Below are 26,390 nucleotides of genomic sequence, written 5' to 3' on the forward strand. Positions count from 1 at the left end.
ATGCCGCGACGGTGGATAACCTTCCATCATGAGTGTTCGGCGGATTATGGGCATCGAGACCGAGTACGGCATTTCCGTACCCGGCAACCCCGGAGCCAACGCGATGGTGACCTCCACGCAGGTGGTCAACGCCTACCTGGCGGCCTCGGCCGCGCGGGCGCGCAAGGCGCGGTGGGACTTCGAGGAGGAGAACCCGCTGCGTGACGCGCGCGGATTCGACCTCGCTCGGGAGGTGGCCGATCCCACCCAGCTCACCGACGAGGACCTCGGCCTGGCCAACGTCATCCTCACCAACGGCGCGCGGCTGTACGTCGACCATGCCCACCCCGAGTACTCCGCGCCCGAGGTCACCAACCCCCTCGACGCCGTGCTGTGGGACAAGGCCGGCGAGCGCGTGATGGCCGATGCCGCCCGCCGCGCCGGCGCGATCCCCGGTGTCGACCCCATCCAGCTCTACAAGAACAACACCGACAACAAGGGCGCCTCCTACGGCTGCCACGAGAACTACCTGATGCGCCGCTCGACCCCCTTCGGCGACATCGTCCGGCACCTCATCCCCTTCTTCGTGTCCCGCCAGGTCATCTGCGGCGCCGGACGCGTCGGCCTCGGCGCCGACGGCCGTGACAGCGGCTTCCAGATCAGCCAGCGCGCCGACTTCTTCGAGGTCGAGGTGGGCCTGGAGACCACGCTCAAGCGCCCCATCATCAACACCCGCGACGAGCCCCACGCCGACCCCGACAAGTACCGGCGGCTGCACGTCATCATCGGCGACGCCAACATGAGCGAGGTCTCCACCTACCTCAAGCTCGGCACGACCGCCATCGTGCTCGCCATGATCGAGGACGGCTTCATCAGCGTCGACCTGTCACTGGAGACGCCCGTCGCCGACCTGCGCGCCTTCTCCCATGACCCGGGCCTCAGCCACACCGCGCGGCTGCGGGACGGGCGCCGGATGACCGCGGTCCAGATCCAGCGCGAGTACCTGGACCAGGCCCGCAAGTACGTCCAGGACCGCTACGGCACCGACGTCGACCTCGAGACGGCGGACGTCCTGGACCGGTGGGAGTCCACCCTCGACCGGCTCGACGAGGACCCGATGCAGCTCGCCGAGGAGCTCGACTGGGTGGCCAAGCTCAAGCTGCTGGAGGGCTACCGCAGCCGCGACGGGCTGGACTGGGGCCACCACCGCCTGCAACTCGTCGACCTGCAGTACTCCGACGTGCGCCCGGAGCGGGGGCTGTACAACCGGCTGGCCGGGCGCGGGCGGATGCGCCGCCTGCTCGATGACGCCGACGTGGAGCGCTCCATCACCGAGCCGCCGGAGGACACCCGCGCCTACTTCCGGGGACGCTGCCTGGCCCAGTACGCCGACTCGGTGGCCGCGGCCTCGTGGGACTCGGTCATCTTCGACCTACCGGGCTACGACTCCCTGCAGCGCGTTCCCACGCTGGAGCCGCTGCGCGGCACCAAGGAGCACGTGGGGGCGCTGCTGGACCGCTGCGCGACCGCGGCCGACCTGGTGGCCGTTCTCGCGGGAGGACGCCGCTGAGAGCCGTCTGAGACCTTTGTGGTCGCATTCGCCTCGACGTCCGGTTCGTCGTGCTGGTTCGTGTGAGGAGCGACTCGCACCCCGCCGACCGCCCTCAGGGCGGTCGGCGGGGCTCCCTGGAGGGGGATGAGGGCCTCGGACCCGCTCGGCAACGGGTCCGAGGGAGCGGGGGTCAGCCGGTGTAGAGGTCCAGGTTGAACTGCTGGAGGATGTCGTTGACCGGGAAGAAGAACGTGGTGGCGGGACCGCCCCGGCAGTTGCCGGAGCCGCCGGAGGTCACGCCCTGCGCCTGGTAACCGGAGATGTAGGAACCGCCGGAGTCACCGGGCTCGGCGCACACGGTGGTCCGGGTCATGCCGTAGACCGTTCCCTGGGGGTAGCGCACCGTCTGGTTCTTGGCCTCGATCGTGCCGCAGTGCCAGCCGGTGGTGGAACCCGAGCGGCAGACCGACGCGCCGACGTTGGCCTCGTTCGAACCGCGGACCTCCCGGTAGCTGCCGTTGTACATCGACACCAGGTTGGTGGGGCTCAGGTTCGAGGTGGCGCGCACGAACGCCATGTCGTCGCCGGGGAATCTGCTGTATTGGAAGACTCCGGTGCCGTTGCCGAGCGTGACACGGTCGCCGACATTGCCGCAGTGCCCGGCCGTGACGAACCCATGCTGCCCGGAGCTGTTGGTCGCGGTGAACCCGACCGAGCAGCGGCTCCGGTTACCGATGTAGTAGGCGAGCCCGCCGATGATGTCGGCGTAGAGCTCGGGCGTCTCGGAGGCCTCCTCGATGCGCACGGTGTCGGCGTCGACTCCGGCGTCCGCGACGAGGTCCTTGGCGGCCTTCGTCTCGCCGGGCAGCGCCGTGACGACCACGCTGTCGTCTTCGAGGTCGGCGTACCAGCCCGTGACCTCGGCCGGGGCCGTGTCCTCGGCGCCGTTGAGCTCGTCGACGACCTCGTCGAGCTGTTCCTCACCGTGCTCGACCACGCGCGTCCTCATGCCCATGGCTTCGACCTTCTCGGTGGCCGAGGCGTCGGTCAGCGAGACCGTGAGCTTGCCGCTGCTCTGGTCGTAGACGGCGCCGCCGAAGGCGTCGCCCGCGGCCTTGCGTGCCGTGCGCTCGAGCTTGCGGGCCTTGGTCTCGTTCGCCAGGAGCTTCTTGGCTTCGGCTGAGGACAGACCGAGGTCGCGCTGCAGCGCCTCGCTCTGCGTGTCGGCGCGGTCGGGAGCGCCCTGGGGAGCGTCAGTGGGGGAGTCGGCGGAAGCGGGGGCCGGGGAGGCGATGAGGCCGAAGGTGAGGGCCGTCGCGCCCAGCGCGCTGAAGATGGGGGATGTTCGCACGTTCCCTGCTCCTTGCTGCTGGTCTGAGTGAACAAGGCAGGGCCGACGCCGTTGCCGGCGATGGCGTCGAACCTGACGTCGGGGACCGTCCTTGTGGGGCGGTCTCTGACGCGTGCCTACCGGGCATTCGGTAGGCGATTGGGACTATAAATCGGTAGACGCTTCAACAACAGGGAGGAAATGGAAGCAAAAAAGCGGTTTGTTGACTAATAATCGGGTCATCCGATCTGTGGCCAAGATCCACTTATGAGGGCATGTGTGACGAGCTGGAGTCATACGAACGTATGGGGCGAAAAATCGAAGTTCGTTGCGATTTCAACCCTTGCTATGTGGCCGGATGCGGCCACGGCTGCACGTCCGAGCGGCGAAGCCGATCATTGGTCGCCCTGGAGGGGGTGTGGAATCCCGGGGGCCATATCGTTGTTCGTACGGATGTACGGGACTCCAGTGGGTAACGTGCACACAACGGGCATCACGATCAAGGTTGAGCCGGAGCTCGTTGGGCCAAGATAAGGGCGAGAGTCCCGCGACCGAGGAGGTTGATCCGATGGCGACGAAGGACACCGGCGGGCAGCGGCACGCAAACCGCCGCGACGAGGACGTCGAGGAAGTCGAGGCGAATACCGACGTCCAGGAGCGCAACGAGAAGCTGGACGAGGAAGTCGACGACATCCTCGACGAGATCGACGAGGTTCTGGAAGCCAACAGCGAGGACTTCGTGCGGCAGTTCGTTCAGAAGGGCGGAGAGTAGGCCGCCGGTCGGCGTCCGTCGCAGCGCGCGTTCGCGGTGCCCGGGCGGGAGACAGGAGGGTCGCGCCGAGTGCCCCGCCCATCGCGGGCGCAGTGTGGGGCCGCTGCGGGGGCATCGGCGCGCACGGATCCGACCTGGTTCGCTGACAGCGGAAGTGACGACCGGTGAGTACGCCGGTCCCACTGCGTCAGTAGGGTCAACGGTAGATGGAAATACCCCATGCGCCCCGCCTGCCCCCGATCGATGGGCGGGACGCGACTGAAGGGAGTCGCGTGTCTGAAGCGTTCGAGTTCGGTGGTCGGCTGCCCGCCGCGTTCATGAATCCCGGAACCTCCTCGTTCTCCGAGTTCCTCGGTCAGGTCGCCCCCGACCTGCTGCCGGGGGGGCGGGAGCTTCCGCAGGGCACCGGTACGCATCTCACGCCGGACGCCACCACGATCGTCGCGCTGACCTTCCCCGGAGGCGTGGTGCTGGCCGGTGACCGCAGGGCGACCTCCGGCAACGTCATCGCCAACCGCGACATGGACAAGCTCTTCCGTACCGACGAGTTCTCCGCTGTCGCGATCGCCGGGGCGGCGGGTATCGGCATCGAGCTGGCCAAGCTGTTCCAGGTGGAGCTGGAGCACTACGAGAAGATGGAGGGCCGCTCCCTCTCGCTGGAAGGTAAGGCCAACAAGCTGGCCACCATGATCCGCGGCAACCTTCCCATGGCCCTTCAGGGCTTCGTGGTGGTGCCGCTGCTCGTCGGGTACGACGTGGCGCGCGAGGCGGGACGGATCTTCAGCTACGACCCCGTGGGCGGGCGCTACGAGGAGCACCGCTACCACTCCGTCGGGTCGGGGTCGGTTTACGCCAAGGGTTCGCTGAAGAAGCTCTACAGCGAGGACTTCGGCCAGCAGGACGCGGTGTTCGCGGCGATCCAGTCGCTGTACGACGCCGCAGACGACGACTCCGCCACCGGCGGGCCGGACGTGCACCGCAAGATCTACCCGCTGGTCGACGTCATCACCGATGAGGGCCACAAGCGGCTTCCGGCCGACGAGGTCGAGCGGCTGGCCACACAGGTCGTCGAGGGACGCGCGCAGCGCCCCGACGGACCGACCGCACCGCTGCACTGATGCGGCCGAACCTTCCACACCCGCGGTGCCGCACCGACGCCCCGAACCCGACGACCTGAGCAAAGGAACGATCTGCGGTGACGATGCCGTTCTACGTCTCGCCCGAACAGAGCATGAAGGACAAGGCGGACTACGCGCGCAAGGGAATCGCGCGTGGCCGCAGCGCGGTCGTACTCCAATACGACGGCGGCATTCTGTTCGTCGCGGACAACATGTCCCGGACCTTGCACAAGATCAGTGAGCTCTACGACCGCATCGCGTTCGCCGCTGTCGGCCGGTACAACGAGTTCGAGAACCTGCGGCTGATGGGCGTGCGCTTCGCCGACGTGCGCGGCTACGCCTACGACCGCAGCGACGTCAACGGCCGCCAGCTGGCCAACACCTACGCCCAGGTGCTGGGCTCGGTGTTCAGCGAGAGCAACAAGCCGGCCGAGGTGGAGATCGTGGTCGCCGAGGTGGGCGACGACGCCGACGGCGACCAGATCTACCGCATCACCTTCGACGGCTCGGTCGTCGACGAGCGCGGATTCCTCGCCATGGGCGGCTCGGCCGACCGGGTCAGCAGCGCCCTCAAGGAGCGCTTCGACAAGGACGCGTCGCTGAGCACGGCCCTGATCTCGGCGATGCACGCCCTCAAGCACGAGAACGGCGAGCAGCGCGAGCTGGAGGCGAGCAGCCTGGAGGTGGCGGTCCTCGAACGGGACCGGGAGCACCGCAAGTTCCGCCGGATCCAGGGCGACCGGCTCACCCGCCTGATCAACGAGGGGCACGCCGCGCAGGACGCGGACCAGGGTGCCGCGTCCGGCTCCGACGCGCCCGGGGAGGGCGACGCCTCCTGACACAGACGTGAGGGCCAACCGGATCCGCGGGGCGGCGAACCCGCGGATCCGAGGCCCGGCGGAGTTTCCTCGGCCGTTCGTTTCCGTGGTCGCTCCGGAGCCGATAAATAGGGTGGAGTCGTTGCGATGCCGCAGCGTTCGCCGACCGCTGTGGCCATGGGACGGGAAACGGGTGAGACCGCATGGAACGTCGGATCTTTGGCCTGGAGAACGAGTACGGCGTCACCTGCACCTTCCGCGGGCAGCGGCGGCTATCACCGGACGAGGTCGCGCGCTACCTCTTCCGCCGGGTGGTCTCCTGGGGGCGCAGCAGCAACGTTTTCCTCCGCAACGGCGCGCGCCTCTACCTGGATGTGGGCAGCCACCCGGAGTACGCGACCCCCGAGTGCGACAACCTCGCCGACCTGGTGGCGCACGACAAGGCCGGTGAGCGGATCCTTGAGGGCCTGCAGGTCGACGCTGAGCAACGGCTGCACGAAGAGGGCATAGCGGGCGAGATCTACCTTTTCAAGAACAACACCGACTCCGCGGGCAACTCCTACGGCTGCCACGAGAACTACCTGGTCGGGCGGCACGGCGAGTTCGGACGCCTGGCCGATGTCCTCATCCCCTTCCTGGTCACGCGCCAGATCATCTGCGGCGCGGGCAAGGTGCTGCAGACGCCGCGGGGCGCGCTGTACTGCGTGAGCCAGCGCGCCGAGCACATCTGGGAAGGGGTCTCCTCGGCGACGACGCGCTCGCGCCCCATCATCAACACGCGCGACGAGCCGCACGCCGACGCCGAGCGCTTCCGGCGGCTGCACGTCATCGTCGGCGACTCCAACATGAGTGAGGTCACGACCCTGCTCAAGCTCGCCTCCACCGACCTCGTGCTGCGGATGATCGAGACCGGCGTGGTCATGCGCGACTACACGCTGGAGAACCCCATCCGGGCGATCCGCGAGGTCAGCCACGACATGACCGGGCGGCGCAAGGTGCGCCTGGCCAACGGCCGCGAGGCCAGCGCGCTGGAGATCCAGCGCGAGTACCTGGAGAAGGTGCAGGTCTACGTCGACCGCAACGGCACCGACGCCACGGGCAAGCGGGTGCTGGAGCTGTGGCAGCGCACTCTGGAGGCGGTGGAGACGCAGAACCTCGACCTGGTCGCGCACGAGATCGACTGGGTCGCCAAGTACAAGCTGCTGGAGCGCTACCGCGCCAAGCACGGCCTGTCGCTGTCGTCGCCGCGCGTCGCCCAGCTCGACCTGACCTACCACGACATCCACCGCGACCGCGGCCTGTTCTACCTCCTCCAGCGCAAGGGGGAGATGGACCGCGTGATCGGCGACCTGAAGATCTTCGCCGCCAAGTCGATACCGCCCCAGACCACCCGCGCGCGCCTGCGCGGCGAGTTCATCCGCAGGGCGCAGGAGAAGCGGCGCGACTTCACCGTCGACTGGGTGCACCTCAAGCTCAACGACCAGGCGCAGCGCACCGTGCTGTGCAAGGACCCGTTCAAGGCGGTGGACGAGCGGGTGGAGAAGCTCATCGCGGGGATGTGATCGGAGGGGCCCAAGGGCCCCTCTTACCCGGTTCTCACCCAGAGACGGCACTATTGCCCTTTCGATAGTGTGTCGGGGACCCGAGCCGGATTATTGAGGTAGTGACCTATGCGACGACGTGCCGCCGCCCTCGCGGTGCCGTTTTCAGCCGTGCTGCTGGCGCTGTCCAGCTGCGCGTCGATTCCTGAGGATTGGAAGACCCCCGCTTTCCTCCGGTCGGACTCCGACCAGATGGACGCCCGGCTGCCCTCCGTGACCGGCAAGGTCGGCGAAGCACCCAAGGTCGACTTCAAGGGGAAGACGCCCCCCGGCGAGCAGCTCTCCGGTGTGGCCAAGAAGGGCAGCGGAGAGGGTGCCCTGATCCGCAACGACGACCTGCTGCAGGTGCAGATCGTCGACTACCAGTGGACCGGCAAGGGCAAGGCCGAGCAGAAGCAGTCCTCCTACGAGACCGGCTCTCCGGTGCTCCTCAAGCTGGAGGAGATGAACGACGACCTGCGCAAGAACCTGGTGAACCAGCCGGTCGGCAGCCGCGTGGTGTTCGTCTTCCCGGGCCAGGACCCCGAAGAGGCCAAGGCGATGGGACAGCCCTCACCAGAGCCCGGCGACTCGGTGTCGATCGTCGACGTCGAGAAGCGCTACGGCAAGGGCGACATTGTCGAAGGCGAGCAGACCACGGACGGCGGCGACGGCCTCCCGACCGTCCCGGACGCTGGGCACGGCACGCCGGACATCACCATCCCCGAGGACACCGACCCGCCGAAGAAGCTGAAGACGGTCGACCTGATCGAGGGCGACGGGCCCGAGGTCACCGACGAGCAGCAGGTCGTCGTCCAGTACACCGGCGTGCAGTGGAGCGACGGCAAGGTCTTCGACTCCACCTGGGACAAGGGCGGCAAGCCGTTCACCTTCGCGGTCGGCCAGGGCCAGGTCATCAAGGGCTGGGACCAGGGCCTGAAGGGCAAGAAGGTCGGCAGCCGGGTCATGCTGGTGATCCCGCCGGACCTCGCCTACGGCAAGGACGCCGGGAAGAGGGGCGCACCCGAGGGCACCCTGGTCTTCGTCGTGGACATCCTCGGCGCCGTCGACAGCACCCCGCCGCCGCAGGCCGATTCCGGCGACGAGGACGACAAGAAGAAGGACGACGAGAAGGACAGCAAGGACAAGGACGACAACAGCAAGAAGGACGACAGCGACAAGTAGGTCGTCCTCATCTCGTCCCTCTGGATGGGTTCCTCTCGCGGCTCCCTGTGTTCCCCGCAGGGAGCCGTTGCGTTTCCCGGCGTGCTCACGAGCGGTCAGTCCGACCAGCGGTCCCGTGAATCAGGACGACGCGATCAGACTCGCCGCGTGCCGTCCGGCCGCGGCCGCTGTGAGGAAGTAGGCGGCATCGGCGTCCAGAGTGCGGCCCATGGTGGACAGGCGCAGGGGGAGGTCCTTCAGCGCCTGCCGCAGGCCGTCGATGGGGACTTCCACCACCAGGTGGCGCTCGGCGAGCGGGGCGGCGTCCGAGCGGACGCGGGTTCCGAAGGCTCCGGGGAGTTGGGGGACGACGATGTCGGCCGGGGCCAGGGCGACCTTGCCGTAGGCGGTGAGGCTGTGGTGGGACACCCCCCGGTGGCGTTCGCGGGGGTCGGCCTCGCTGACGCGGAGGGCGGCCACGGCGTGGCCGCCCAGGACGGCCGTCGCGTTGACCGCCTCGCCGGTCGAGACGCCGGAGAACCCCCACCGGGTCCCGGTGCCGAGGTTGCCCGGCCCCTGGGTCACGATCGCGGCATCGGCGCCGAGGATGTGCCGGGCGGCGAGCAGTCCCGTGTGCACGCTCACCGTCTCCAGATCGCCGCCGAACGCTTGGCCGACCGTGACCGTGGCCGCGAGGAGGCCGGCCTCGCGCAGCGCGACGACGGAGCGGGAGAAGGCGGCGGGCAGCGCGCCTCCGTCGAGCATCACGTAGACCACGCGGGCCTCGGGCCGGGAGTCGCGGATTCCGGCCACGATCGCCGGAAGGGCCGAGTGCAGGTCGGCGGTGACCACCGGCATGCCGTCGACGCCGTCGGCGTCGCGCAGCAGGGCGTGGTGGGGCGAGTCCTGTTCGTCGGCGCCGAGGACCGTGGTCTGCAGCGGCGTGTAGCGCGCCTTGACCAGATGGCCGGGTGCGGGGTCGGGGTCGGGTGGGAGGCGATCGGGGAGCGCGACCACGAGGGCGTAACCGCCCGTGCCGAGCCCCATGTCCAGCGCCGTGGTGTTGAGCAGCACCCGGTCGCCCTCCTCGGGGTGGCCGACCAGGTCGGTGTAGGCCAGGGCGCGGCAGGTGCGATCGCCGTTCTCCGCGTTCCCCTGTGCCGGTCGCGTCGCGCCGCCCGAGGCGTCCGCGCTGGTGTCGTCGCTGGCGGGGCCGCCCTCGGCGACGCGGACATCGAGTTCGGCCGCCCCGGGCCAGGTGCGTCGGATTGCGGTGACTTGTCCTGAGCGCCATCTGATCACGCTTGGCACGGTACCGTCATGGCCCAGAGGCGTACGGGGAGAACGCGCGAGAATCGCCTGTGGGCGCGGGAGAAAGGAAGCGGCGATGTCGCGGAAGAAGACCGAACGGCAGCTCAACCTTGTGATCTGCCTGCTCGCCACGCGACGGTTCCTCACCGCACGGGAGATCCGGGCGACGGTGGCCGGATACTCCGAGGCCGAGAGTGACGCCGCGTTCAAGCGGATGTTCGAGCGGGACAAGAAGGAACTGCGCGAGAGCGGCATCCCCATCGAGACGGGCGGCGGCGACATCTGGAGCGGCGAGGAGGGCTACCGGATCTCCCGGGCCGACTACGAGCTGCCGGAGATCGAGTTGCTGCCCGACGAGGCGGCCGTCCTCGGCCTGGCGGCACGGGCCTGGCGGCACGCGGCGCTGGGCGACGCGGCGGCCAACGCGGTGATGAAGCTGCGCGCGGCGGGGGTCCCGGTGGACTCCGACGCCGCCCCCGGGATCACCCCGGTCCTCGGCACGGACGAACCGGCGTTCCTGCCGATGTGGCAGGCGGTGCGGGACGGCCGCGCGGTGGCCTTCGACTACCGCAAGCCGGGCCAGCAGACCTCCGCCCGGCGGGAACTGGAGCCCTGGGGCGTGGTCAACGTCAAGGGGCACTGGTACGTGGCCGGTTACGACCGCCAGCGCCAGGCGCGCCGCGTGTTCCGGCTGGGTCGCATCACCGGTCCGGTGGTGCCGCTCGCGGGCGGCTCGACGGTGCGGGTGCCCGAGGGCGTGGACGTGCGGTCGGTGGTCAGCGGCCAGCCGAGCGAGCCGGAGCGGGTGGCGCGGCTGCGCGTCCACGCCGACTCCGGCCACGAGCTGCGCCGCGGTTCCCTGCGCGTCATCCCCGGCATCGCCGAACAGGGCCACCACCGATGGGATGTGGTGGACTACCCCTACACCGACCTGGACCAGCTGGTGGGCACCGTGGCGCGGTTCGGCGACCGGGTGCGGATCGAGGCGCCGGAGGAGGCGCGCGCGGCGCTCGTGCGGCACCTGTCGTCCGTGGCGGAACAGGAGCCGCTGGAGGAGGACACCGAACCGGTGAACGGCGGCGCCCCGGAGCCCGAGTCGCGGCGTTCGGCGTCCACCGCCGAGCAGCTGCGCCGGCTGCTGATGCTGGTGCCCTACGCGCTCAGCCACGACGTCCGGGTCCCGGAGGTGGCCGAGCACTTCGGCCTGTCGGAGGCCCAGGTGCTCAAGGACCTGAGCCTGCTGTGGATGTGCGGGCTGCCCGGGTACACGCCCGGCGACCTGATCGAGGTGGACCTGGAGGCGGCGCGGGCGACCGGCGAGATCATCATCGGCAACGCCGACACCATCGCCCAGCCGCTGCGGCTGACCGCGGACGAGGCGGCGAGCCTGGTCGTGGGCGTGGAGCTGCTCGGCGAACTGCCGGGGATGGGCGGCAGCGACGCCCTGAAGCGGGCCGGGGAGAAGCTGCGCGCTGCGGCGGGGGCCGCGGCCGACCGGTTCGTCGACGCCGTCGGGGTGCAGATCGAGCTCACCGACGAGGTCCGCGAACTGCAGCGCCGCTGTGACCAGGCGCTGCGCGCGGGCCAGCTGGTGCACCTGCGCTACCTGTCCGGCTACGTGGACGAGGTGACCGAGCGCGACGTCGACCCCATGGGACTCGTGGTCCAGGACGGGCACACGTTCCTGGAAGGCTGGTGCCGCCTGCGCCAGGATGTCCGGCTGTTCCGGCTCGACCGTGTCCTGGACCTGACGGTACTGCCGCACCCGGCCGAGGTGCCCTCGCGGGCGCGCCGCCGCGATCTGAGCGGCGGTGTGTTGCAGCTCTCGGACGACGACGCGCGGGTGACGCTGGACCTGGAGTCCTCGGCGCGCTGGGTGACCGAGGACTACCTGTGCTCGGAGGTGCGGGAGCTGCCCGATGGGCGGCTGAGGGCGACCCTGCGAACTCCGGCTCCCGCCTGGGCATGCCGTCTGGCGCTGCGGCTGGGGCCGCGGGCGCGCGTGGTGGCCCCGGCCGACCTGGCCGAGCGCGTCCGTGAGGACGCGCGGCGCGCCCTGTCCGCCTACGCGGGCAACGGGTAGCGGGGGACCGGGGAGTCGGGCGTGGCGATTCCGGGGAACGTGCCGATCACCACACACGGCGGCGTTGGGGTCGTGGCCATGCCCGGTTCGTCCGGGTGTCGGGTGGATTTCGGCTGCGGCGGAGTAAGGTGAGAAGGTGCTTGTTTTCGTCGGTCTCGCGGTGGTGACCCTGGTCGGAGCGCTGATCGTGGCGGTCCTCGTCGTGCGCATGCTGGCGGAGATGCGGCGGTTGCAAGCCGCGATGGCGCGGACCGGCGACGATCTGGCGCCCCGGTACACGGCGCTGCGCGAGGCGGGTGAGCGCGCTCGCGCGCAGGGGCGCGTGGTGCATAGCAGCACTGCGCGTACCATCGATGACGCAGGTAGCGCCCCGAAGAGAGGTTGAGCCATGGGGATGGATGCCAAGACCATTGCACTTCTTGTGCTGATCGCACTGGTGCTGTTCGGTGCGAAGAAGCTGCCCGAATTGGCCCGGTCGCTGGGGCGTAGTGCCCGAATCCTCAAGGCCGAGAGCAAGGGCCTCATGGACGAGGAGAACGGCGAGCAGCAGAGCGAGAAGGCGGCCCCCGCCCAGCAGGGTCAGCAGGCCTCGGCACCCGCCCCCCAGGCCTACGATGTCCACCAGGGGTCGGCCAACGGGCAGCAGCCCGCGGCCGGCGGCTACCCGGAGCTTCCGTCGGGCCAGCGCATCGTCAACGAGAACGGTGAACCGGTCCGCCGCGGCTATAGCGACTAGGACGACGAGGACGGCCGCCCCGCCTGCGGCGGTCGGGTGAGCCGGACCGCTGGGACAGCGCGGTCGGTGCGGGCGGCGGGAAAACGGGTATCCTCCCGACACCCCGCATCCCCGCCTGACACCCCGGTTGGTCTCGGGAGAAGGTGCCGGAGCCCGGTGCGCTCTCCCGAGACCAACGCCCGGGCGGCAGAGTGATGAACAGGACCGGCGGCGCCCTTGCGGGACGGGCGGTGCCGGCGACGACGTGCGTTGAGGGTTCGAGGAGCGTAAACGGGCGATGCAGCTGCGTCGACAGCGGCGGGTGAGGGACCCGGAAGGGCGCATGCCGCTGATGGATCATCTGCGCGAACTGCGCAACCGGCTCGTCAAGGCGATGATCGCCATCGCGCTCGGCACCGCGGTCGGCTACTACGTCTACACACCGGTCTGGGAGTTCCTCAAGGCGCCCTACTGCGCGCTGCCCGAGGCCCAGTCGGTCGACGACGGCTGCAACCTCATCTTCACCGGAGTCTTCGACGCGTTCTTCGTGGCCTTCAAGGTCTGGGTGATCGTGGGCATCCTGGTCTCCAGCCCGTTCTGGCTGTACCAGCTCTGGGCCTTCGTGGCCCCCGCCCTGCGCCGCCGGGAGCGCAAGTTCACCTACGTCTTCCTGCCCCTGGCCGTCATGCTGTTCCTGGCCGGGGCCGCGCTCGCGTACTACATCACCAAGCTGGCGATGGAGGTGCTCTTCGGCTTCGCCCCCGCCGACGTGGCGCCGATGATCACCATCGACAACTACCTCAACTACATGATGCTGATGATGGTGGTCTTCGGGGTCGGCTTCGTGATGCCGCTCCTGGTGGCGCTGCTCAACCTCATGGGCGTCCTGCCGCACGCGGCCATCGCCAAATGGCGCCGCGTCATCATCTTCTTCTCCTTCGTCCTCGCCGCGGTGCTCACCCCCGCCGAGCCGATCTCCATGCTCGCCCTGGCGATCCCGATCATCGTCCTGTTCGAGCTGGCGGAACTCTTCTGCTTCCTCAACGACCGCCGCACCCGCTCCGCCGACCCGCTGGCCGACCTCGACGATGACGAGATCTCCGCGCTCGACGACGTGATGGACGACGATGACAATGAGGGAGCCCGGGGCACCCCGAAGCGCTAGGGTCATCCTCGGATCCGCCCCCGCCAAGGCCGGATCCGATCCCGACCCGCCCGAGCACACCCCCGAGCAGCAGGAGGCGAGCACGATGAGTGACAAGCCCGCCGAAGAGACCGAGCGCGAGCTTCCGCCCGAGGCGATGGGCAACGAGAAGTGGCACGACACCACCGACGCGGTGTGGATGCGCTCCTCGCTGTCCCGTGAGGACTCCGACGCCATCGTCGAGGTCGCCAAGTTCGACGACGGCTTCCGTGCCGTCCGCGACGGCAAGAACCCGGAGAAGGGCATCCTCTTCTTCACCCCCGCCGAGTGGGAGGCGTTCGTGCTGGGCGCCAAGGACGGCGAGTTCGACATTCCGGAGGAGTACCTCACGCCGGAGGAGGCGGCCATCCAGCGTGGCGAGGTGCCGGTCACGGCGGTTCCCTCGCCCAACAACACCACGCCCGCCAAGGACGCGGAGGCTGGCGAGAACACGGCCTCGGACTAGCGGAGAACGGGTCGGTCCGGGTAGAGATAGAGGGCACCGACACGGAGCCGGTGGACGGGGCGCGCCGTGCGCGTCGCGGCGTCACCCCGTGGACCGGCCCCCGCCCGTCCTTTGCTGTCCCGGATCGGAACCGCCATGGCTCAGCAGATCGCGCTCCTGGTCAACCCCGCCGCCGGCCGCGGCCGCTCCGCCGTGGTCGGTTCCCGGCTCCTGCGTGAGCTGCGGAGCCGCGGCGCGGATGTCTCGGTCCACATCGGCCGCAGCCCGGCCGACACCGTCCGCCTGGCCCGGGACGTCGTCGCCGAGGGCCCCGACGCGCTCGCGGTCGTCGGCGGTGACGGGCTGATCCACGGCGCACTGCAGGCCGTCGTGGGCACCGACGTGCCGCTGGGAATCGTTCCGGCGGGGACCGGAAACGACATCGCCCGCGCCTTCGCGGTGCCCCGTTCCCTGCCCGAGTCCGCCGAGGCGATCCTCAGCGGCCGTACCACCGACGCCGACACCGTGGCCGCCGCGGGGCGCCACTACCTGAGCGTGCTCGCCTGCGGCTTCGACTCGCGGGTCAACGAGCGGGTGAACGGCTTCCGGTTCGGGCTCGGCCGGATGAACTACCTCATCGGGCTGGCCGCCGAACTGTCGTCCTTCTCCCCGCTGCCCTTCACCGTGGAGGTCGACGGCGAACGCCTGGAGTCCAAGGGCATGCTCGTGGCCGTCGGTAACACCCCCTCCTACGGCGGCGGCATGCGGATCTGCCCCGAGGCCGTCGCCGACGACGGCCTGCTGGAGGTCGTGTTCGTGCACGCCGTTCCCCGTGCCTCGTTCCTCCGCTTCTTCCCCCGCGTCTTCGACGGCAGCCACACCGGCCTGGACGAGGTCACCGTCCTGCGCGGGCGCACCGTCACCATCAGCGCCCCGGACGGCGCCGCCCAGCCGGTCGTCGGCTACGCCGACGGCGAGCGCCTCGGTGAGCTGCCCATCACCTGCGAGGTGGTGCCGCGGTCGGTGCGTCTGCTGAACTGACCCCGGCGGTCCGCGCCGCCAGTCGCCCGCCCCGCTGTGTGGGCCGGACCACGGGCCGCCGGGACCACCCTCCGCGGGTTCGCCGTGCGCGTCACCCGCTCATACGCCATAGGCTTGATCAATATGAGTACGCACGCCGCGCGTTACGCCGAATTCCGTCGGCGCCAGGCCGAATCTAGCGGGACGATCGAGGAGTTCCAGAGGCTTTACGGTTTCGAGTTCGACCCCTTCCAGATCCGCGCCTGCAAGGTGCTGGAGACGGGGCACGGCGTGCTGGTGGCGGCGCCCACCGGGTCGGGCAAGACCATCGTCGGCGAATTCGCCGTGCACCTCGCGCTGCGCGACGGCGCCAAGTGCTTCTACACCACACCGATCAAGGCCCTGTCCAACCAGAAGTACACCGACCTGGTGCGCCGCTACGGCCAGGACAGGGTCGGCCTGCTCACCGGCGACAACAGCGTCAACGGCGAAGCACCGATCGTGGTCATGACCACCGAGGTGCTGCGCAACATGCTCTACGCGGGCTCCCACACCCTCGGCGGGCTCGGGTACGTGGTCATGGACGAGGTGCACTACCTCGCCGACCGCTTCCGCGGGGCGGTCTGGGAAGAGGTCATCATCCACCTGCCGGAGTCGGTGCAGGTCGCCGCGCTGTCGGCGACGGTCAGCAACGCCGAGGAGTTCGGCGAGTGGATGCAGCAGGTGCGCGGCGACACCACGGTGATCGTGGACGAGAAGCGCCCCGTACCGCTGTGGCAGCACGTGATGGCGGGCAAGCGCATCCACGACCTGTTCGTTCCGATCGAGGACGAGGAGGTGGACGGAGGCGACGACGCCGAGGCGGGTAACGGGCGCAACCGCAAGCGGAAGCGCAAGCGCGACCGCCGCGAGAACGGCATCCGCAGCGCCGAGGTCGTCTTCAACGGTGAGAAGCAGCGCGTCAACCCGCGGCTCATCCGCCTGGCCCAGGAGGACGACCGGATCACTCAACTCGCCCACCGGCGCCGCCACCCGCAGAACCGGGCGCGCGGCGGCCCACGGCCGCGGTCCAAGTTCGCTCCGCCGAGCCGCGTCCAGATCATCGACGAGCTGGACCGCGAAGGCCTCCTCCCGGCCATCACCTTCATCTTCAGCCGCGCCGGGTGCGACGACGCCGTGCGCCAGTGCATGGCCGCCGGGCTCTGCCTCACCACCGAGGAGGAAGCCGACGAGATCCGCGAGTACGCGGAGCGGCAGTGCTCCGAGATCCCGCCCGCCGACCTCGCGGTGCTCGGGTACCACGAGTGGCTGCGCGCCTTGGCGAACGGCGTGTCCTCCCACCACGCGGGCCTGCTGCCCACGTTCAAGGAGGTCGTGGAGACCCTGTTCGCGCGGGGGCTCATCCGCGCCGTGTTCGCCACGGAGACCCTGGCGCTGGGCATCAACATGCCGGCGCGCACCGTGGTCATCGAGAAGCTGGACAAGTGGAACGGCGAGACGCACGCGGCGCTCACACCGGGGGAGTACACCCAGCTCACCGGGCGGGCCGGGCGGCGTGGCATCGACGTCGAGGGCCACGCGGTGGTGATCTGGCAGCCCGGCACCGACCCAGAGTCGGTCGCGGGTCTGGCCAGCACGCGTACCTACCCGCTGAACTCCAGCTTCCAGCCGTCCTACAACATGGCCGTCAACCTCGTCGGCCAGGTGGGCCGTGAGCGCAGCCGCAACATGCTGGAGGCGTCCTTCGCCCAGTTCCAGGCCGACCGTGCCGTCGTGGGGCTGGTCAAGCAGCTGCGCAAGCACGAGGAGGCCCTGGAGGGATACGCCAAGGCGGCCGAGTGCCACCTGGGCGACTTCATGGAGTACGCGCGGCTGCGCCGGGAGCTGAGCGACCGCGAGGCGCAGGCGTCCAAGGGGCGCGCGTCGCGGCGCCGCGAGGAGGCCGTCGCCAGCCTGGAGCGGCTGCGGCCCGGCGACATCATCCGCATCCCGGCCGGGCGGCACACCGGGTTCGCCGTGGTGCTGGACCCCGGCACCCGCAGTGAGGTCCCGGCCCCACTGGTGCTGACCGCCAATCGGCAGGTCAAGCGGGTGAACGCCGCGGACTTCCCGGTGCCGGTGGAGCCGGCGGGCCGGCTGCGGGTCCCGAGGAACTTCTCCGCGCGCTCCGCGCAGGACCGCCGCGACCTCGCCTCGTCGTTGCGGAACCGGCTCAACGAGACCGGTGGGGAGGGGCGCCCGCCCCGAGGCGGCGGACGCGACCGCGACCAGGAGGACCCGGAGATCCACCGGATCCGCCGGGAGATGCGGTCCCACCCCTGCCACGGCTGCGCCGAGCGCGAGGACCACGCCCGCTGGGCCGAGCGCTACTTCCGCCTGGTCAAGGAGACCGACGGGCTGCGCCGCCGCGTGGAGGGCCGCTCACACGTCATCGCGCGCACCTTCGACCGCGTCTGCGGTGTGCTGCAGGACCTGCACTACCTCGACGGCGACACCGTCACCGAGGAGGGGCGGCGGCTCGCGCAGGTCTACTCCGAGCTCGACCTGCTGGTAGCCGAGTGCCTCCGCCGCGACCTGTGGGAGGAGCTGGACCCGCAGGACCTGGCGACCTGTGTCGCGTCGCTGGTGTACGAGTCGCGCCGCAACGACGACCCGTTCCCGCGCGTCCCCGACGGCGCTCCGGCGCACGTGTTGGAGGAGATGGAGCGGCTGTGGGGCGAGCTGCACGACGTCGAGCACCGCCACAAGGTCTCCTTCCTGCGCCGCCCCGACCTGGGTTTCGTGTGGATCACGCACCGCTGGGCACGCGGCGACCGCCTGGACCGGATCCTGATGGAGGCCGACATGCCGGCGGGCGACTTCGTGCGCACCACCAAGCAGCTGATCGACATGCTCAGCCAGATCGCCGGAGCCGTCCCGGAGGGCAGCAAGGTGCGCGCCAACGCGCGCAAGGCGATCGACCTCGTCCGGCGCGGCGTGGTGGCGTACTCGTCGGTGGGCTGAGCGGGGGTAACCCCCACCGGGGCCATGGCAGACGATCTCGGCAGGGCGCGCCGCGCGTTCGGTTCCATCCGACGCGCGGCGTGCACCGCCGAGTTCCGTTCCTCGTGTCGACGTCGACGAGGCGCATGCCCCCTGACCCGAGGACCGGCGCCGCCGTCGCGGGTCAGGCGGTGATTCGCATCAGCTTGATCTGCTCCCCCTCGATGACGAAGGTGAACGTCGACGGGCCGTTGAATCCGCTGCTGGTCACCTGGGCGGTCACGGCGACCTCGGAGTCGCGCAGCGCCACGTCCTCCACGTCGAGGCGCATGTTCGCACCGATGAACTCACGGTCGTTCCAGCCGGAGATCTCCTGACGACCCGTGAACTCGCGGCCCCAGTCGTTGACCACCCCGTCGGTGCCGAAGAAGTCGAGGAACCCCTGGGAATCTCCGCTGTTCACGACGTCGAAGAAGCGGTCCAGGGGCGCGGGCAGTGTGGCGGTGGACATCTCAGCTCTATCCTCTCGGCCGCGGTTGGGTCCGTGACCAACCTCCCCACCTGCGGCTGTCCGCTCCCTCCACGGACGGCAAACCCCTGGTCCCGACCGCGCAAAAAGCGACCCGGCTGACGGGGCGGGGGCACGCCTGGTCAGCCGGTGCGCAGCCACACCGTGGCGTCGCCCGGAAGTTCGGCCGGGGGGAGATCGGTGCTGGCGACGACCGCCTCACCCGGTGGCAACGGGACCGGTGTGCTGCCCGTATTGACCACGATCAGGTGGTCGTCGCGGCGGAAGGCAAGGACATAGCCGACGTTGAGATCACGGTCCCAGGTGAACCGTGTGCCGGGGGAGAGCGCGCGGCGCGCGCGCAGAGCGGCGCGGTACATCTCCAGGGTGGACCCCGGGTCCCCGGTCTGGGCCGCGACGGACAGGTCGGACCAGTCCTCCGGTTGGGGGAGCCACCCCGCCGTGCGCCCGAAGCCCAGTGAGGGGCCGGACTTCTCCCACGGGATGGGCACCCGGCAGCCGTCGCGCCCCTTGGCGGTGTGCCTGCTGCGCTCCCACACGGGATCCTGCAGCTGCTCGGGCGACAGGTCAGCGACCTCCGGCAGCCCCAGTTCCTCGCCCTGGTAGATGTAGGCCGCACCGGGCAGGGCCAGCTGCAGCAGCGCCGCCGCCCGCGCCCGGCGCAGACCCAGGGCGGGATCGGCGGGCGGCGCGGTGCCGTCGCTCATCAGCCACGCCGTCGTGTCCGTTCCCGGTGGCAGCCCGAACTTGGAGGCGGGGCGCACGGTGTCGTGGTTGCCCAGCACCCACGTCGGCACGCTCCCGGCGGCGGTCGCCCCGTCCACGGCCTCGTCGATCACCGCGCGGTAGGCCGCCGCATCCCAGGGACACAGCAGGAAGTCGAAGTCGAACGCCTGGTGCAGCTTGTCCGGACCCAGGTAGCGCAGCCTCCGATCGGTCGGCAGCCAGATCTCGCCGATGGCGACGCGCGGCGGGGTGAACCCGTCCAGGATCCGCCGCCACTCCCGGTGGATGTCCCGCACCTCGGGGCGGTCCAGGAACGGGTGGTCGGGGTTGGCGGCCACCTCGTCGGCGTGGCTCGGGACCATGACGACGTCCCGCAGCGGCTCGTCGAGATCCTTGACCATGGCGTAGGCGACGTCGATCCGGAATCCGTCGACGCCGCGCCGGCACCAGAACCGCAGGATGTCGTCGAACTCGGCGCGCACCTCGGGGTTGGACCAGTTGAGATCCGGCTGGTCCTGATGGAACAGGTGCAGGTACCACTGCCCGTCGGGCGTCCGCGACCAGGCGGAGCCGCCGAACCGCGACGCCCAGTTGCTCGGCGGCTGGTCGCCGTCGGGGCCGAGCCCGTCGCGGAAGACATAGCGGTCACGCTCGGCAGACCCTTTCGGAGCGGCCAAAGCGGCCTGAAACCAGGGGTGGGCCGAGGACGTGTGGTTCGGCACGATGTCGATGTAGATCCGGATGCCCCGCCCGTGAGCGGCCTCGACGAGGGCGTCGAAGTCGTCCAGAGACCCGAAGCGCGGGTCGACATCGCGGTAGTCGGCCACGTCATAGCCGCCGTCGGCCATCGGCGAGGGATAGAAGGGGGACAGCCACAGGGCGTCGACGCCCAGGTCGGCGAGGTGGCCGATCCGCTGGGCAACGCCGATCAGGTCGCCGGTGCCGTTGTCATCGCCATCGGCGAAGCTGCGCGGGTAGATCTGGTAGATGACGGCATCGCGCCACCACGCATCGGTCTCAGGGGTGCCTCGGGGAGCGCTCATGCCGGAAGTGATCACCCGTCCTCACGTCGCGGAAACGTCCGTGGGCCAGGTCTTCAGCGGGGATCGCAGCGGGTATCGTCCGGGAGGATTCGCCGTTCCCGTTCACGCGAGTCCGTCTTCTTCCGTACGCTTCCGGGCCGGAATGTAGGTCTATAGCTCCATGCCACCGCGCACTCTGCTGATCACCAATGACTTCCCGCCACGCCGGGGCGGGATCGAGACCTTCTGCTATGAGCTGGCGCGGCGCATGCCCGGCGCTGAGGGAGGGGGCGTGGTCGTCTACACGTCGTGCACCGACGGTCTGGAGGAGGCGGAGCGCGACTTCGACCGGCGGCAGCCGTTCCCGGTGGTTCGCGACAGCTCCCACATGCTGCTGCCCACCCGGCGCGTCGCGCACCGGGCCGCCGGACTGCTGGAGCGGTATGGATGCGAGCGCGTCCTGATCGGGTCGGCGGCACCGCTGGGGCTGCTCGCGGGCGGACTGCGTGATGCGGGGGCGCGGCGGATCATCGCGATGTCCCACGGCCACGAGGTGTGGTGGGCCCGCGTCCCCGGCGCTCGCTTGGCACTGCGCCGCATCGGGGAGAAGGTCGATGTGCTGACCTACCTGGGCGACTTCACGCGCGACGAGATCGGGCGGGCACTGCGGTCGACCGACCGCGAACGCATGGCACGCCTGACGCCGGGCGTCGACCCGAGGGCGTTCACGGCCGGCGGGGACGGCACACCGGTACGAGAAAAGTACGGCCTGGGAGACGGACCGGTCATCCTGTGCGCCTGCCGACTGGTGCCGCGCAAGGGTGTCGACACCCTGATCCGAGCCATGTCCTGGGTGCGACGGTGGCTGCCCGACGCACGCCTCGTGGTGGTGGGCCAGGGGCCGGATGAGAGACGCCTACGAGAACTGGCGGCCTGGACAGGAGTCAGTGACGAGGTCGTGTTCGCGGGAAGCCACGGCCACGACGAAATGCCGTCCTTCTACGCCGCCGCCAACGTCTTCGCCATGCCCTGCCGAACACGCAAAGCAGGCCTGGAAGCCGAGGGGCTCGGCATCGTCTACCTGGAGGCAGCCGCCAGCGGACTCCCGGCCCTGGTCGGTTCCTCCGGCGGAGCCCCGGACACGGTCCGCCACGGCGAAACCGGCTTCGTCGTCGACGGCCGCGAACCCCGCTCCGTCGCCAACAAACTCCACCGCCTCCTCAGCGCCCCCGACCAGGCCCAAGCTATGGGCCAACGGGGCCGAGAGATGGTTGCGAAGGAATGGACGTGGGACCTCACGGCCCAGCGCCTTGAAGAGCTGTTTCGGGCCGCATGATGATGTGTACCGTTGGTACCATTGGTACATGGCAGAGCAACTTCCCAGCGAATCGATTCGCGATCTACGGGACCACCTGTCCGAAGTCATCGACCGGGTGAACTCCACCGAATCCCCGACGGTCATCACGCGTCGGGGAAAGGAAGTCGGAGCGATCATCCCCATCGAGGCGCTGCGCCAGTTCCTGCAGTGGGAAGAGGAGCAGCTGAACCGGATCGTGGATGAGCGCATGGCCGAGCCGGGCCCCGGTGTGCCACTTGAGGACGTGATCGCAGAGACCCTGGCGAGGTCCGAGTGACCTCCTTCCGCACCAGGTTTCACGAGGAGGCTCGGCGCGACCTCCGCAAGATCCCGAAGCGTTTCGCGATGACCATCCTCCGCAAACTCACAAACCTGCAGGAGGATCCTTACGGCTGCAACTCGACCGCCATGGTGTCACGGCCCGAGCGGCGTCGGCTGAGGGTGGGCGACTATCGCGTGATCTACACGGTCGACAACGGAGAGTTGATCATCTGGGTGATCGAAGTCGGGCATCGATCGGAGATCTACAAACGTCGCTCGTGAGGGTGTGGTCCCGGTCCCGAGTGACCCGGTTGCTCCCTCGTGCCTGGACTCTAGGGCGCCGCCAGGGTCGGACGTATCGTGAGATAAGGTGCTCTGCGTCACCATATAGTTGGACGACCTACTAACTGTTCGGTCGTCTGTGGCGTAGGAGAGGGAACGCATGGCCGTGGACCGCACGCTTCCAACGTCGGAGGCAGCAGACCTGCTGGAGCTTGTTCGGGATATCGCGGACAAGGAGCTCTCGGGGCGGGTTGCGGCCGATGAGGAGAACGCGGCGTTTCCCCGGGATGTCTTCACCCTGCTCGGGCGGGCCGGGCTGCTCGGGCTGCCGTATTCGTCCGAGTACGGCGGTGGCGACCAGCCCTATGAGGTGTATCTGCAGGTCGTGGAGGAGCTGGCCAGTGCTTGGCTGGCCGTGGGCCTCGGGTTGAGTGTGCACACCCTGGCCTGCTTTCCCGTGGCCACTTACGCCACCGAGGATCAGCGGGCCGCGCTCCTTCCTGACCTGCTCGGCGGAGAGCTGCTCGGTGCTTACTGCCTGTCCGAAGCCCACTCCGGGTCCGACGCGGCGGCGATGTCCACGCGCGCGCAGGGTACCGACTCCGGGTACCGGGTCGACGGTGCAAAGTCGTGGATCACCCACGGTGGGCACGCCGACTTCTACACGCTGTTCGCGCGGACCGGCGCCCCCGATTCCGGGGGGAGAGGCATCAGCTGCTTCCACGTCCCCGCGTCCACTCCCGGTGTCTCTGCCGATGCGCCAGAGCGGAAGATGGGGATGAGCGCCTCGCCGACCGCCGTCATGCGCTTCGACGGTGCCGAGGTCGGGGCTGATGCGCGCATCGGCGAGGAGGGCCAGGGGTTCTCCATCGCTCTGGCCGCGCTGGACTCCGGGCGCCTCGGTATCGCCGCCTGCGCGGTGGGGGTCGCCCAGGCCGCGCTCGATGTCGCTGTCGACTACGCCCGCGAGCGGCAGCAGTTCGGTCGGCCGATCATCGACTTCCAGGGGCTGAGCTTCATGCTCGCCGACATGGCCACCCAGATCGAGGCCGCCCGTGAGCTGTACCTCGCCGCGGCCCGTCGGCGCGACGCCGGACGGCCCTACGGCAAGCAGGCGGCGATGGCCAAGCTGTTCGCCACCGACACCGCCATGCGGGTGACCACCGACGCCGTTCAGGTCCTCGGCGGTTACGGCTACACCCGCGACTTCCCGGTCGAGCGGCTGATGCGGGAGGCCAAGGTGCTGCAGATCGTCGAGGGCACCAACCAGATCCAGCGGCTGGTGATCGGCCGCCGACTCTCCGAAGGGGAGTGACGGCGACGCAGCTGTTCGCTGTGTGTTGAAATCATTGCTCTCCGAGGTCGTCCACGCATTGAACGGATGGCGCATGCGGCGCGGGAAGCACCGCTGTTTCCTGGGAACCGGTTGCCCGACACGGATTCATAACAGGGGGTTCCGGCCCCTGTTATGTGTGAACATTCGCTGATACGACATGTTCATGAGTCGGTGGGACATACGTCACAGCCACATGTGTCCCGGTGATCGGACCCGCGCCCGTCGTGGCGCGCCCATAGTGAGGCCGATGGAGGCGGAACGTGGCGAGAGTCCAGCTGGCGGGGGTCGGAAAAACCTACCCTGACGGCACGAGCGCGGTGAGCGGTCTCGATCTCGACATCGGTGAAGGAGAGTTCCTCGTCCTCGTCGGTCCCTCCGGCTGCGGCAAGAGCACCGCGCTGCGCATGATCGCCGGGCTGGAGGAGATCACCGCGGGGACCCTCTCCATCGGCGATCGCGTCGTCAACCGCACCCCCGCCCGCGACCGCGACGTCGCCATGGTCTTCCAGAGCTACGCGCTCTACCCCCACCTGTCCGTCCGCGACAACATCGGGTTCGGGCTGCAGCTGCGCAAGCTCCCCAAGGCCGAGATCAAAGAGCGGGTCGAGGAAGCCGCCGCCACGCTCGGCCTGACCGAACACCTCGACCGAAGACCCCGCAACCTCTCCGGCGGACAGCGCCAGCGGGTGGCCATGGGCCGGGCCATCGTGCGCAGCCCCAAGGCCTTCCTCATGGACGAGCCGCTGTCCAACCTCGACGCCAAGCTGCGCGTTCAGATGCGCGCGGAGATCTCCCGCATCCAGCGCAACCTCGGCGTCACCACCATCTACGTCACCCACGACCAGGTCGAGGCGATGACGCTCGGCGACCGCGTGGCGGTGCTGAAGAAGGGCGTGCTGCAGCAGGTGGCGCCGCCCCAGGAGCTCTACGAGCGCCCCGCCAACATCTTCGTCGCCGGGTTCATCGGCTCCCCGGCGATGAACCTGCTGCAGGCCCGGCTGGAGACCGACGCTCCAACGGACGCGGGCGCCCGGCTGGTCGTCGGCGGGCAGACGCTGGACGTGCCCGCCGCGACGGTCGACGAGCGCGGTCTGGGCGCGTACGTGGGACGCGACATCGCGGTCGGCATCCGGCCCGAGGACATGGACGACGCCGACCTTTCCCCCGAGGCCGACGGGTCCGTGCTGACCTCCACCACCGAGCTCGTCGAGGCACTCGGCTCCGAGCTGCTGGTCCACTTCCGCCTGGACGCCCCGCCCGTCGTCACCGAGGACACCCGGGAGCTCGCCCGCGACGTCGGCGTGGACGTCGACGCGGGCGACGCGGGCGGAACGGAGAGCGACATCACGGCGCGGTTCAGCCCGCGGTCGAGCACCGCGATCGGGCGGCCGGTGCGGGTGCGCGTCGACACGGCGCGGCTGTACTTCTTCGACCCCGCGACCGGCGCGGGCATCTGGGGGGATCCGGCGTCCCACAGCAGCGAAGTGGAGGGCACACATGCCTGAGCACGTGTGGAGATCACGCGGACTGGCCGCGATCGCCGTCGGCGGACTGCTGGCCGCCACCGCCTGCAGCCCGGGCAGCGGGCCGTCCGGCGCCGGGGGCGAGCTCGACGGCGTCACCCTGACGGTCGCGGCGAAGTGGACCGGCGCGGAGCAGAAGAACTTCGAGGAGGTCCTGTCCGGCTTCGAGGAGGACACCGGGGCCACCGTCAACTACGAGGCCACCGGCGAGGACACCGGCGCCTACCTCGGCCCCAAGATCGAGGCGGGCGAGCCGCCGGACATCGCCGCCCTCCCGCAGCCGGGACTGGTGCGCGAGTACGCCGAGCAGGGCGCGCTGAAGCCGCTGAAGGGCGAGGCGGCCACCGCGCTGGAGAACAACTACACCGACTACTGGCGCGGTCTGGGCTCCGTCGACGGCGAGCCCTACGGCGTCCTGCTCAAGGCCGCGCACAAGTCGATCATCTGGTACCGGCCGGACGCCTTCGATGCCGCCGGGGTGAAACCGCCCGAGACCTGGGACGATCTCGTCGACACGACCTCCAGCACGCTCTCGGACGCCGGTATCACCCCGTTCGCGATGTGCGGCGCCTCGGGGTGGACGCTGACCGACTGGTTCGAGAACGTCTACCTGTCGGAGGCCGGGCCGGAGAACTACGACAAGCTCGTCGACCACGAGATCCCCTGGACCGACGACACGGTCGTGCGGACCCTGAACAAGCTCGACGAGGTGTGGGGCGAGGACGACATGATGAAGGGCGGCCAGAAGGGAGCCGTCCAGACCGACTTCCCGACCTGCGTCTCCGAGGTCTACGGCCAGCAGGAGGCGGCCATGGTCTTCGAGGGCGACTTCGTGGGCGCCAGCGTGGCGGAGGCCGGGGCCGCCGTGGGCAAGGACGCGGTGGCGTTCCCCTTCCCCGCGGTCGGTGACAACGCACCGGTGGTCGTCGGCGGGGACATCGCTGTCGCCATGACCGACAAGAAGGGCGTCCAGGAGCTGATGGCCTACCTGGCGTCGCCCGAGGCGCAGTCCACGTGGGCGGGCCTCGGCGGCTACCTTTCGGCGAACTCCGGGGTGAAGCCCGACGCCTACGCCGACGAGTTCACCCAAAACCTGTCCACGACCATCGTGGAGGCCGGCGAGAACGTCCGCTACGACCTCTCCGACCAGGTTCCCAGCAGGTTCGGCGCCACCGAGGGCCGGGGCATGTGGTCGATCCTGCAGGACCTCCTGCGCGGCTCCACCGATCCGGAAGGCGCGGCCAAGGCACTGGAGAAGGCCGCCTCGGAGTCGTAGCCGAAGGGCCGACCGGCCGGAAAGTG

General features: G+C 69.7%; 23 protein-coding genes. 19 read left to right on the forward strand and 4 right to left on the reverse strand.

The window, feature by feature from the left end; all coding sequences use genetic code 11:
* Positions 1 to 28: 28 nt before the first annotated feature.
* Positions 29 to 1,549, forward strand: a complete 1,521-nt coding sequence (gene dop, locus CDO52_RS13720; protein ID WP_338047452.1) for a depupylase/deamidase Dop — start codon at positions 29 to 31, stop codon at positions 1,547 to 1,549.
* A gap of 172 nt (positions 1,550 to 1,721) precedes the next feature.
* Here the strand turns inward: dop and CDO52_RS13725 are convergent, their stop codons facing one another.
* Entirely contained in the window at positions 1,722 to 2,882 is a 1,161-nt protein-coding gene (locus CDO52_RS13725) for a S1 family peptidase (protein WP_017616658.1), read from the reverse strand.
* Positions 2,883 to 3,429: 547 nt separating this feature from the next.
* On the opposite strand from CDO52_RS13725, the gene CDO52_RS13730 reads away from it, so the two are divergent.
* The 5 genes from CDO52_RS13730 to CDO52_RS13750 all read left to right on the forward strand — a co-directional run bounded on the left by CDO52_RS13730 (position 3,430) and on the right by CDO52_RS13750 (position 8,334).
* Positions 3,430 to 3,633, forward strand: coding sequence for a ubiquitin-like protein Pup (locus tag CDO52_RS13730; protein WP_017616657.1), 204 nt, complete (start codon positions 3,430 to 3,432; stop codon positions 3,631 to 3,633).
* 272 nt (positions 3,634 to 3,905) lie between these two features.
* Positions 3,906 to 4,751: a proteasome subunit beta gene (gene prcB, locus CDO52_RS13735; RefSeq protein WP_017616656.1), complete on the forward strand. Its 846-nt coding sequence runs from the start codon at positions 3,906 to 3,908 to the stop codon at positions 4,749 to 4,751.
* An 83-nt stretch (positions 4,752 to 4,834) separates the two neighbouring features.
* Positions 4,835 to 5,590: a proteasome subunit alpha gene (prcA, locus tag CDO52_RS13740; RefSeq protein WP_017616655.1), complete on the forward strand. Its 756-nt coding sequence runs from the start codon at positions 4,835 to 4,837 to the stop codon at positions 5,588 to 5,590.
* Between the two features lie 182 nt (positions 5,591 to 5,772).
* Positions 5,773 to 7,131: a Pup--protein ligase gene (gene pafA, locus CDO52_RS13745; protein WP_017616654.1), complete on the forward strand. Its 1,359-nt coding sequence runs from the start codon at positions 5,773 to 5,775 to the stop codon at positions 7,129 to 7,131.
* A 108-nt stretch (positions 7,132 to 7,239) separates the two neighbouring features.
* The gene (locus CDO52_RS13750) at positions 7,240 to 8,334 is read left to right on the forward strand and encodes an FKBP-type peptidyl-prolyl cis-trans isomerase (RefSeq protein WP_017616653.1); all 1,095 of its coding nucleotides are present in this window, start codon (positions 7,240 to 7,242) and stop codon (positions 8,332 to 8,334) included.
* A 120-nt stretch (positions 8,335 to 8,454) separates the two neighbouring features.
* On the opposite strand, the gene CDO52_RS13755 is transcribed toward CDO52_RS13750, so the two are convergent.
* Entirely contained in the window at positions 8,455 to 9,615 is a 1,161-nt protein-coding gene (locus CDO52_RS13755) for a DUF3866 family protein (protein ID WP_017616652.1), read from the reverse strand.
* Between the two features lie 85 nt (positions 9,616 to 9,700).
* Here CDO52_RS13755 and CDO52_RS13760 point away from each other — a divergent pair, with 85 nt between their 5' ends.
* From CDO52_RS13760 to CDO52_RS13790, 7 genes are all read left to right on the forward strand, one after another.
* On the forward strand, positions 9,701 to 11,707 hold the full coding sequence (locus tag CDO52_RS13760) for a helix-turn-helix transcriptional regulator (protein ID WP_094932425.1): 2,007 nt from the start codon (positions 9,701 to 9,703) through the stop codon (positions 11,705 to 11,707).
* Positions 11,708 to 11,843: 136 nt separating this feature from the next.
* Positions 11,844 to 12,092: a hypothetical protein gene (locus CDO52_RS13765; RefSeq protein ID WP_017616649.1), complete on the forward strand. Its 249-nt coding sequence runs from the start codon at positions 11,844 to 11,846 to the stop codon at positions 12,090 to 12,092.
* A 9-nt stretch (positions 12,093 to 12,101) separates the two neighbouring features.
* Positions 12,102 to 12,443 (forward strand): Sec-independent protein translocase subunit TatA, encoded by a 342-nt coding sequence (gene tatA, locus CDO52_RS13770; RefSeq protein ID WP_017616648.1) that lies wholly within the window; start codon positions 12,102 to 12,104, stop codon positions 12,441 to 12,443.
* 322 nt (positions 12,444 to 12,765) lie between these two features.
* On the forward strand, positions 12,766 to 13,587 hold the full coding sequence (gene tatC, locus CDO52_RS13775) for a twin-arginine translocase subunit TatC (RefSeq protein ID WP_017616647.1): 822 nt from the start codon (positions 12,766 to 12,768) through the stop codon (positions 13,585 to 13,587).
* An 85-nt stretch (positions 13,588 to 13,672) separates the two neighbouring features.
* Positions 13,673 to 14,071, forward strand: coding sequence for a DUF397 domain-containing protein (locus CDO52_RS13780; protein ID WP_026125392.1), 399 nt, complete (start codon positions 13,673 to 13,675; stop codon positions 14,069 to 14,071).
* Between the two features lie 135 nt (positions 14,072 to 14,206).
* Complete coding sequence (locus CDO52_RS13785) at positions 14,207 to 15,091, forward strand: diacylglycerol/lipid kinase family protein (protein ID WP_017616645.1); 885 nt, start codon at positions 14,207 to 14,209, stop codon at positions 15,089 to 15,091.
* 123 nt (positions 15,092 to 15,214) lie between these two features.
* A complete protein-coding gene (locus CDO52_RS13790) occupies positions 15,215 to 18,073 on the forward strand; it encodes a DEAD/DEAH box helicase (RefSeq protein WP_017616644.1) in 2,859 nt (952 codons plus the stop codon).
* 163 nt (positions 18,074 to 18,236) lie between these two features.
* On the opposite strand, the gene CDO52_RS13795 is transcribed toward CDO52_RS13790, so the two are convergent.
* Together CDO52_RS13795 and CDO52_RS13800 are read right to left on the reverse strand one after the other, a co-directional pair.
* A complete protein-coding gene (locus tag CDO52_RS13795) occupies positions 18,237 to 18,563 on the reverse strand; it encodes a nuclear transport factor 2 family protein (protein WP_017616643.1) in 327 nt (108 codons plus the stop codon).
* A gap of 140 nt (positions 18,564 to 18,703) precedes the next feature.
* Positions 18,704 to 20,350 carry a glycoside hydrolase family 13 protein gene (locus tag CDO52_RS13800; protein WP_051060624.1) on the reverse strand — a complete coding sequence of 549 codons (1,647 nt, stop codon included), beginning with the start codon at positions 20,348 to 20,350 and terminating at the stop codon, positions 18,704 to 18,706.
* A gap of 160 nt (positions 20,351 to 20,510) precedes the next feature.
* On the opposite strand from CDO52_RS13800, the gene CDO52_RS13805 reads away from it, so the two are divergent.
* The 6 genes from CDO52_RS13805 to CDO52_RS13830 all read left to right on the forward strand — a co-directional run bounded on the left by CDO52_RS13805 (position 20,511) and on the right by CDO52_RS13830 (position 26,364).
* On the forward strand, positions 20,511 to 21,665 hold the full coding sequence (locus tag CDO52_RS13805; protein ID WP_094932426.1) for a glycosyltransferase family 4 protein: 1,155 nt from the start codon (positions 20,511 to 20,513) through the stop codon (positions 21,663 to 21,665).
* Positions 21,666 to 21,693: 28 nt separating this feature from the next.
* The gene (locus CDO52_RS13810; RefSeq protein WP_017616640.1) at positions 21,694 to 21,963 is read left to right on the forward strand and encodes a type II toxin-antitoxin system Phd/YefM family antitoxin; all 270 of its coding nucleotides are present in this window, start codon (positions 21,694 to 21,696) and stop codon (positions 21,961 to 21,963) included.
* Positions 21,960 to 22,229, forward strand: coding sequence for a type II toxin-antitoxin system RelE family toxin (locus CDO52_RS13815; RefSeq protein ID WP_017616639.1), 270 nt, complete (start codon positions 21,960 to 21,962; stop codon positions 22,227 to 22,229). Before CDO52_RS13810 ends, CDO52_RS13815 begins: the two co-directional genes overlap by 4 nt.
* 160 nt (positions 22,230 to 22,389) lie before the next feature.
* On the forward strand, positions 22,390 to 23,544 hold the full coding sequence (locus tag CDO52_RS13820) for an acyl-CoA dehydrogenase family protein (protein WP_017616638.1): 1,155 nt from the start codon (positions 22,390 to 22,392) through the stop codon (positions 23,542 to 23,544).
* A gap of 281 nt (positions 23,545 to 23,825) precedes the next feature.
* The gene (locus CDO52_RS13825; protein WP_094932427.1) at positions 23,826 to 25,070 is read left to right on the forward strand and encodes an ABC transporter ATP-binding protein; all 1,245 of its coding nucleotides are present in this window, start codon (positions 23,826 to 23,828) and stop codon (positions 25,068 to 25,070) included.
* Positions 25,063 to 26,364, forward strand: coding sequence for an ABC transporter substrate-binding protein (locus tag CDO52_RS13830; RefSeq protein WP_017616635.1), 1,302 nt, complete (start codon positions 25,063 to 25,065; stop codon positions 26,362 to 26,364). The genes CDO52_RS13825 and CDO52_RS13830 overlap by 8 nt, the downstream gene beginning before the upstream one ends.
* Positions 26,365 to 26,390 lie beyond the last annotated feature (26 nt).

The sequence above is a fragment of the Nocardiopsis gilva YIM 90087 genome, from assembly GCF_002263495.1.
GTDB lineage: Bacteria > Actinomycetota > Actinomycetes > Streptosporangiales > Streptosporangiaceae > Nocardiopsis_C > Nocardiopsis_C gilva.

What these genes read in the sequence shown, in the direction of transcription:
- dop (WP_338047452.1), top strand. Translation starts at nt 29, where the DNA reads ATGAGTGTTCGGCGGATTATGGGCATCGAGACCGAGTACGGCATTTCC.
- CDO52_RS13730 (WP_017616657.1), top strand. Translation starts at nt 3,430, where the DNA reads ATGGCGACGAAGGACACCGGCGGGCAGCGGCACGCAAACCGCCGCGAC.
- prcA (WP_017616655.1), top strand. Translation starts at nt 4,835, where the DNA reads ATGCCGTTCTACGTCTCGCCCGAACAGAGCATGAAGGACAAGGCGGAC.
- pafA (WP_017616654.1), top strand. Translation starts at nt 5,773, where the DNA reads ATGGAACGTCGGATCTTTGGCCTGGAGAACGAGTACGGCGTCACCTGC.
- CDO52_RS13750 (WP_017616653.1), top strand. Translation starts at nt 7,240, where the DNA reads ATGCGACGACGTGCCGCCGCCCTCGCGGTGCCGTTTTCAGCCGTGCTG.
- CDO52_RS13760 (WP_094932425.1), top strand. Translation starts at nt 9,701, where the DNA reads ATGTCGCGGAAGAAGACCGAACGGCAGCTCAACCTTGTGATCTGCCTG.
- tatA (WP_017616648.1), top strand. Translation starts at nt 12,102, where the DNA reads ATGGATGCCAAGACCATTGCACTTCTTGTGCTGATCGCACTGGTGCTG.
- tatC (WP_017616647.1), top strand. Translation starts at nt 12,766, where the DNA reads ATGCCGCTGATGGATCATCTGCGCGAACTGCGCAACCGGCTCGTCAAG.
- CDO52_RS13780 (WP_026125392.1), top strand. Translation starts at nt 13,673, where the DNA reads ATGAGTGACAAGCCCGCCGAAGAGACCGAGCGCGAGCTTCCGCCCGAG.
- CDO52_RS13785 (WP_017616645.1), top strand. Translation starts at nt 14,207, where the DNA reads ATGGCTCAGCAGATCGCGCTCCTGGTCAACCCCGCCGCCGGCCGCGGC.
- CDO52_RS13790 (WP_017616644.1), top strand. Translation starts at nt 15,215, where the DNA reads ATGAGTACGCACGCCGCGCGTTACGCCGAATTCCGTCGGCGCCAGGCC.
- CDO52_RS13795 (WP_017616643.1), bottom strand. Translation starts at nt 18,563, where the DNA reads ATGTCCACCGCCACACTGCCCGCGCCCCTGGACCGCTTCTTCGACGTC.
- CDO52_RS13800 (WP_051060624.1), bottom strand. Translation starts at nt 20,350, where the DNA reads ATGAGCGCTCCCCGAGGCACCCCTGAGACCGATGCGTGGTGGCGCGAT.
- CDO52_RS13805 (WP_094932426.1), top strand. Translation starts at nt 20,511, where the DNA reads ATGCCACCGCGCACTCTGCTGATCACCAATGACTTCCCGCCACGCCGG.
- CDO52_RS13810 (WP_017616640.1), top strand. Translation starts at nt 21,694, where the DNA reads ATGGCAGAGCAACTTCCCAGCGAATCGATTCGCGATCTACGGGACCAC.
- CDO52_RS13820 (WP_017616638.1), top strand. Translation starts at nt 22,390, where the DNA reads ATGGCCGTGGACCGCACGCTTCCAACGTCGGAGGCAGCAGACCTGCTG.
- CDO52_RS13830 (WP_017616635.1), top strand. Translation starts at nt 25,063, where the DNA reads ATGCCTGAGCACGTGTGGAGATCACGCGGACTGGCCGCGATCGCCGTC.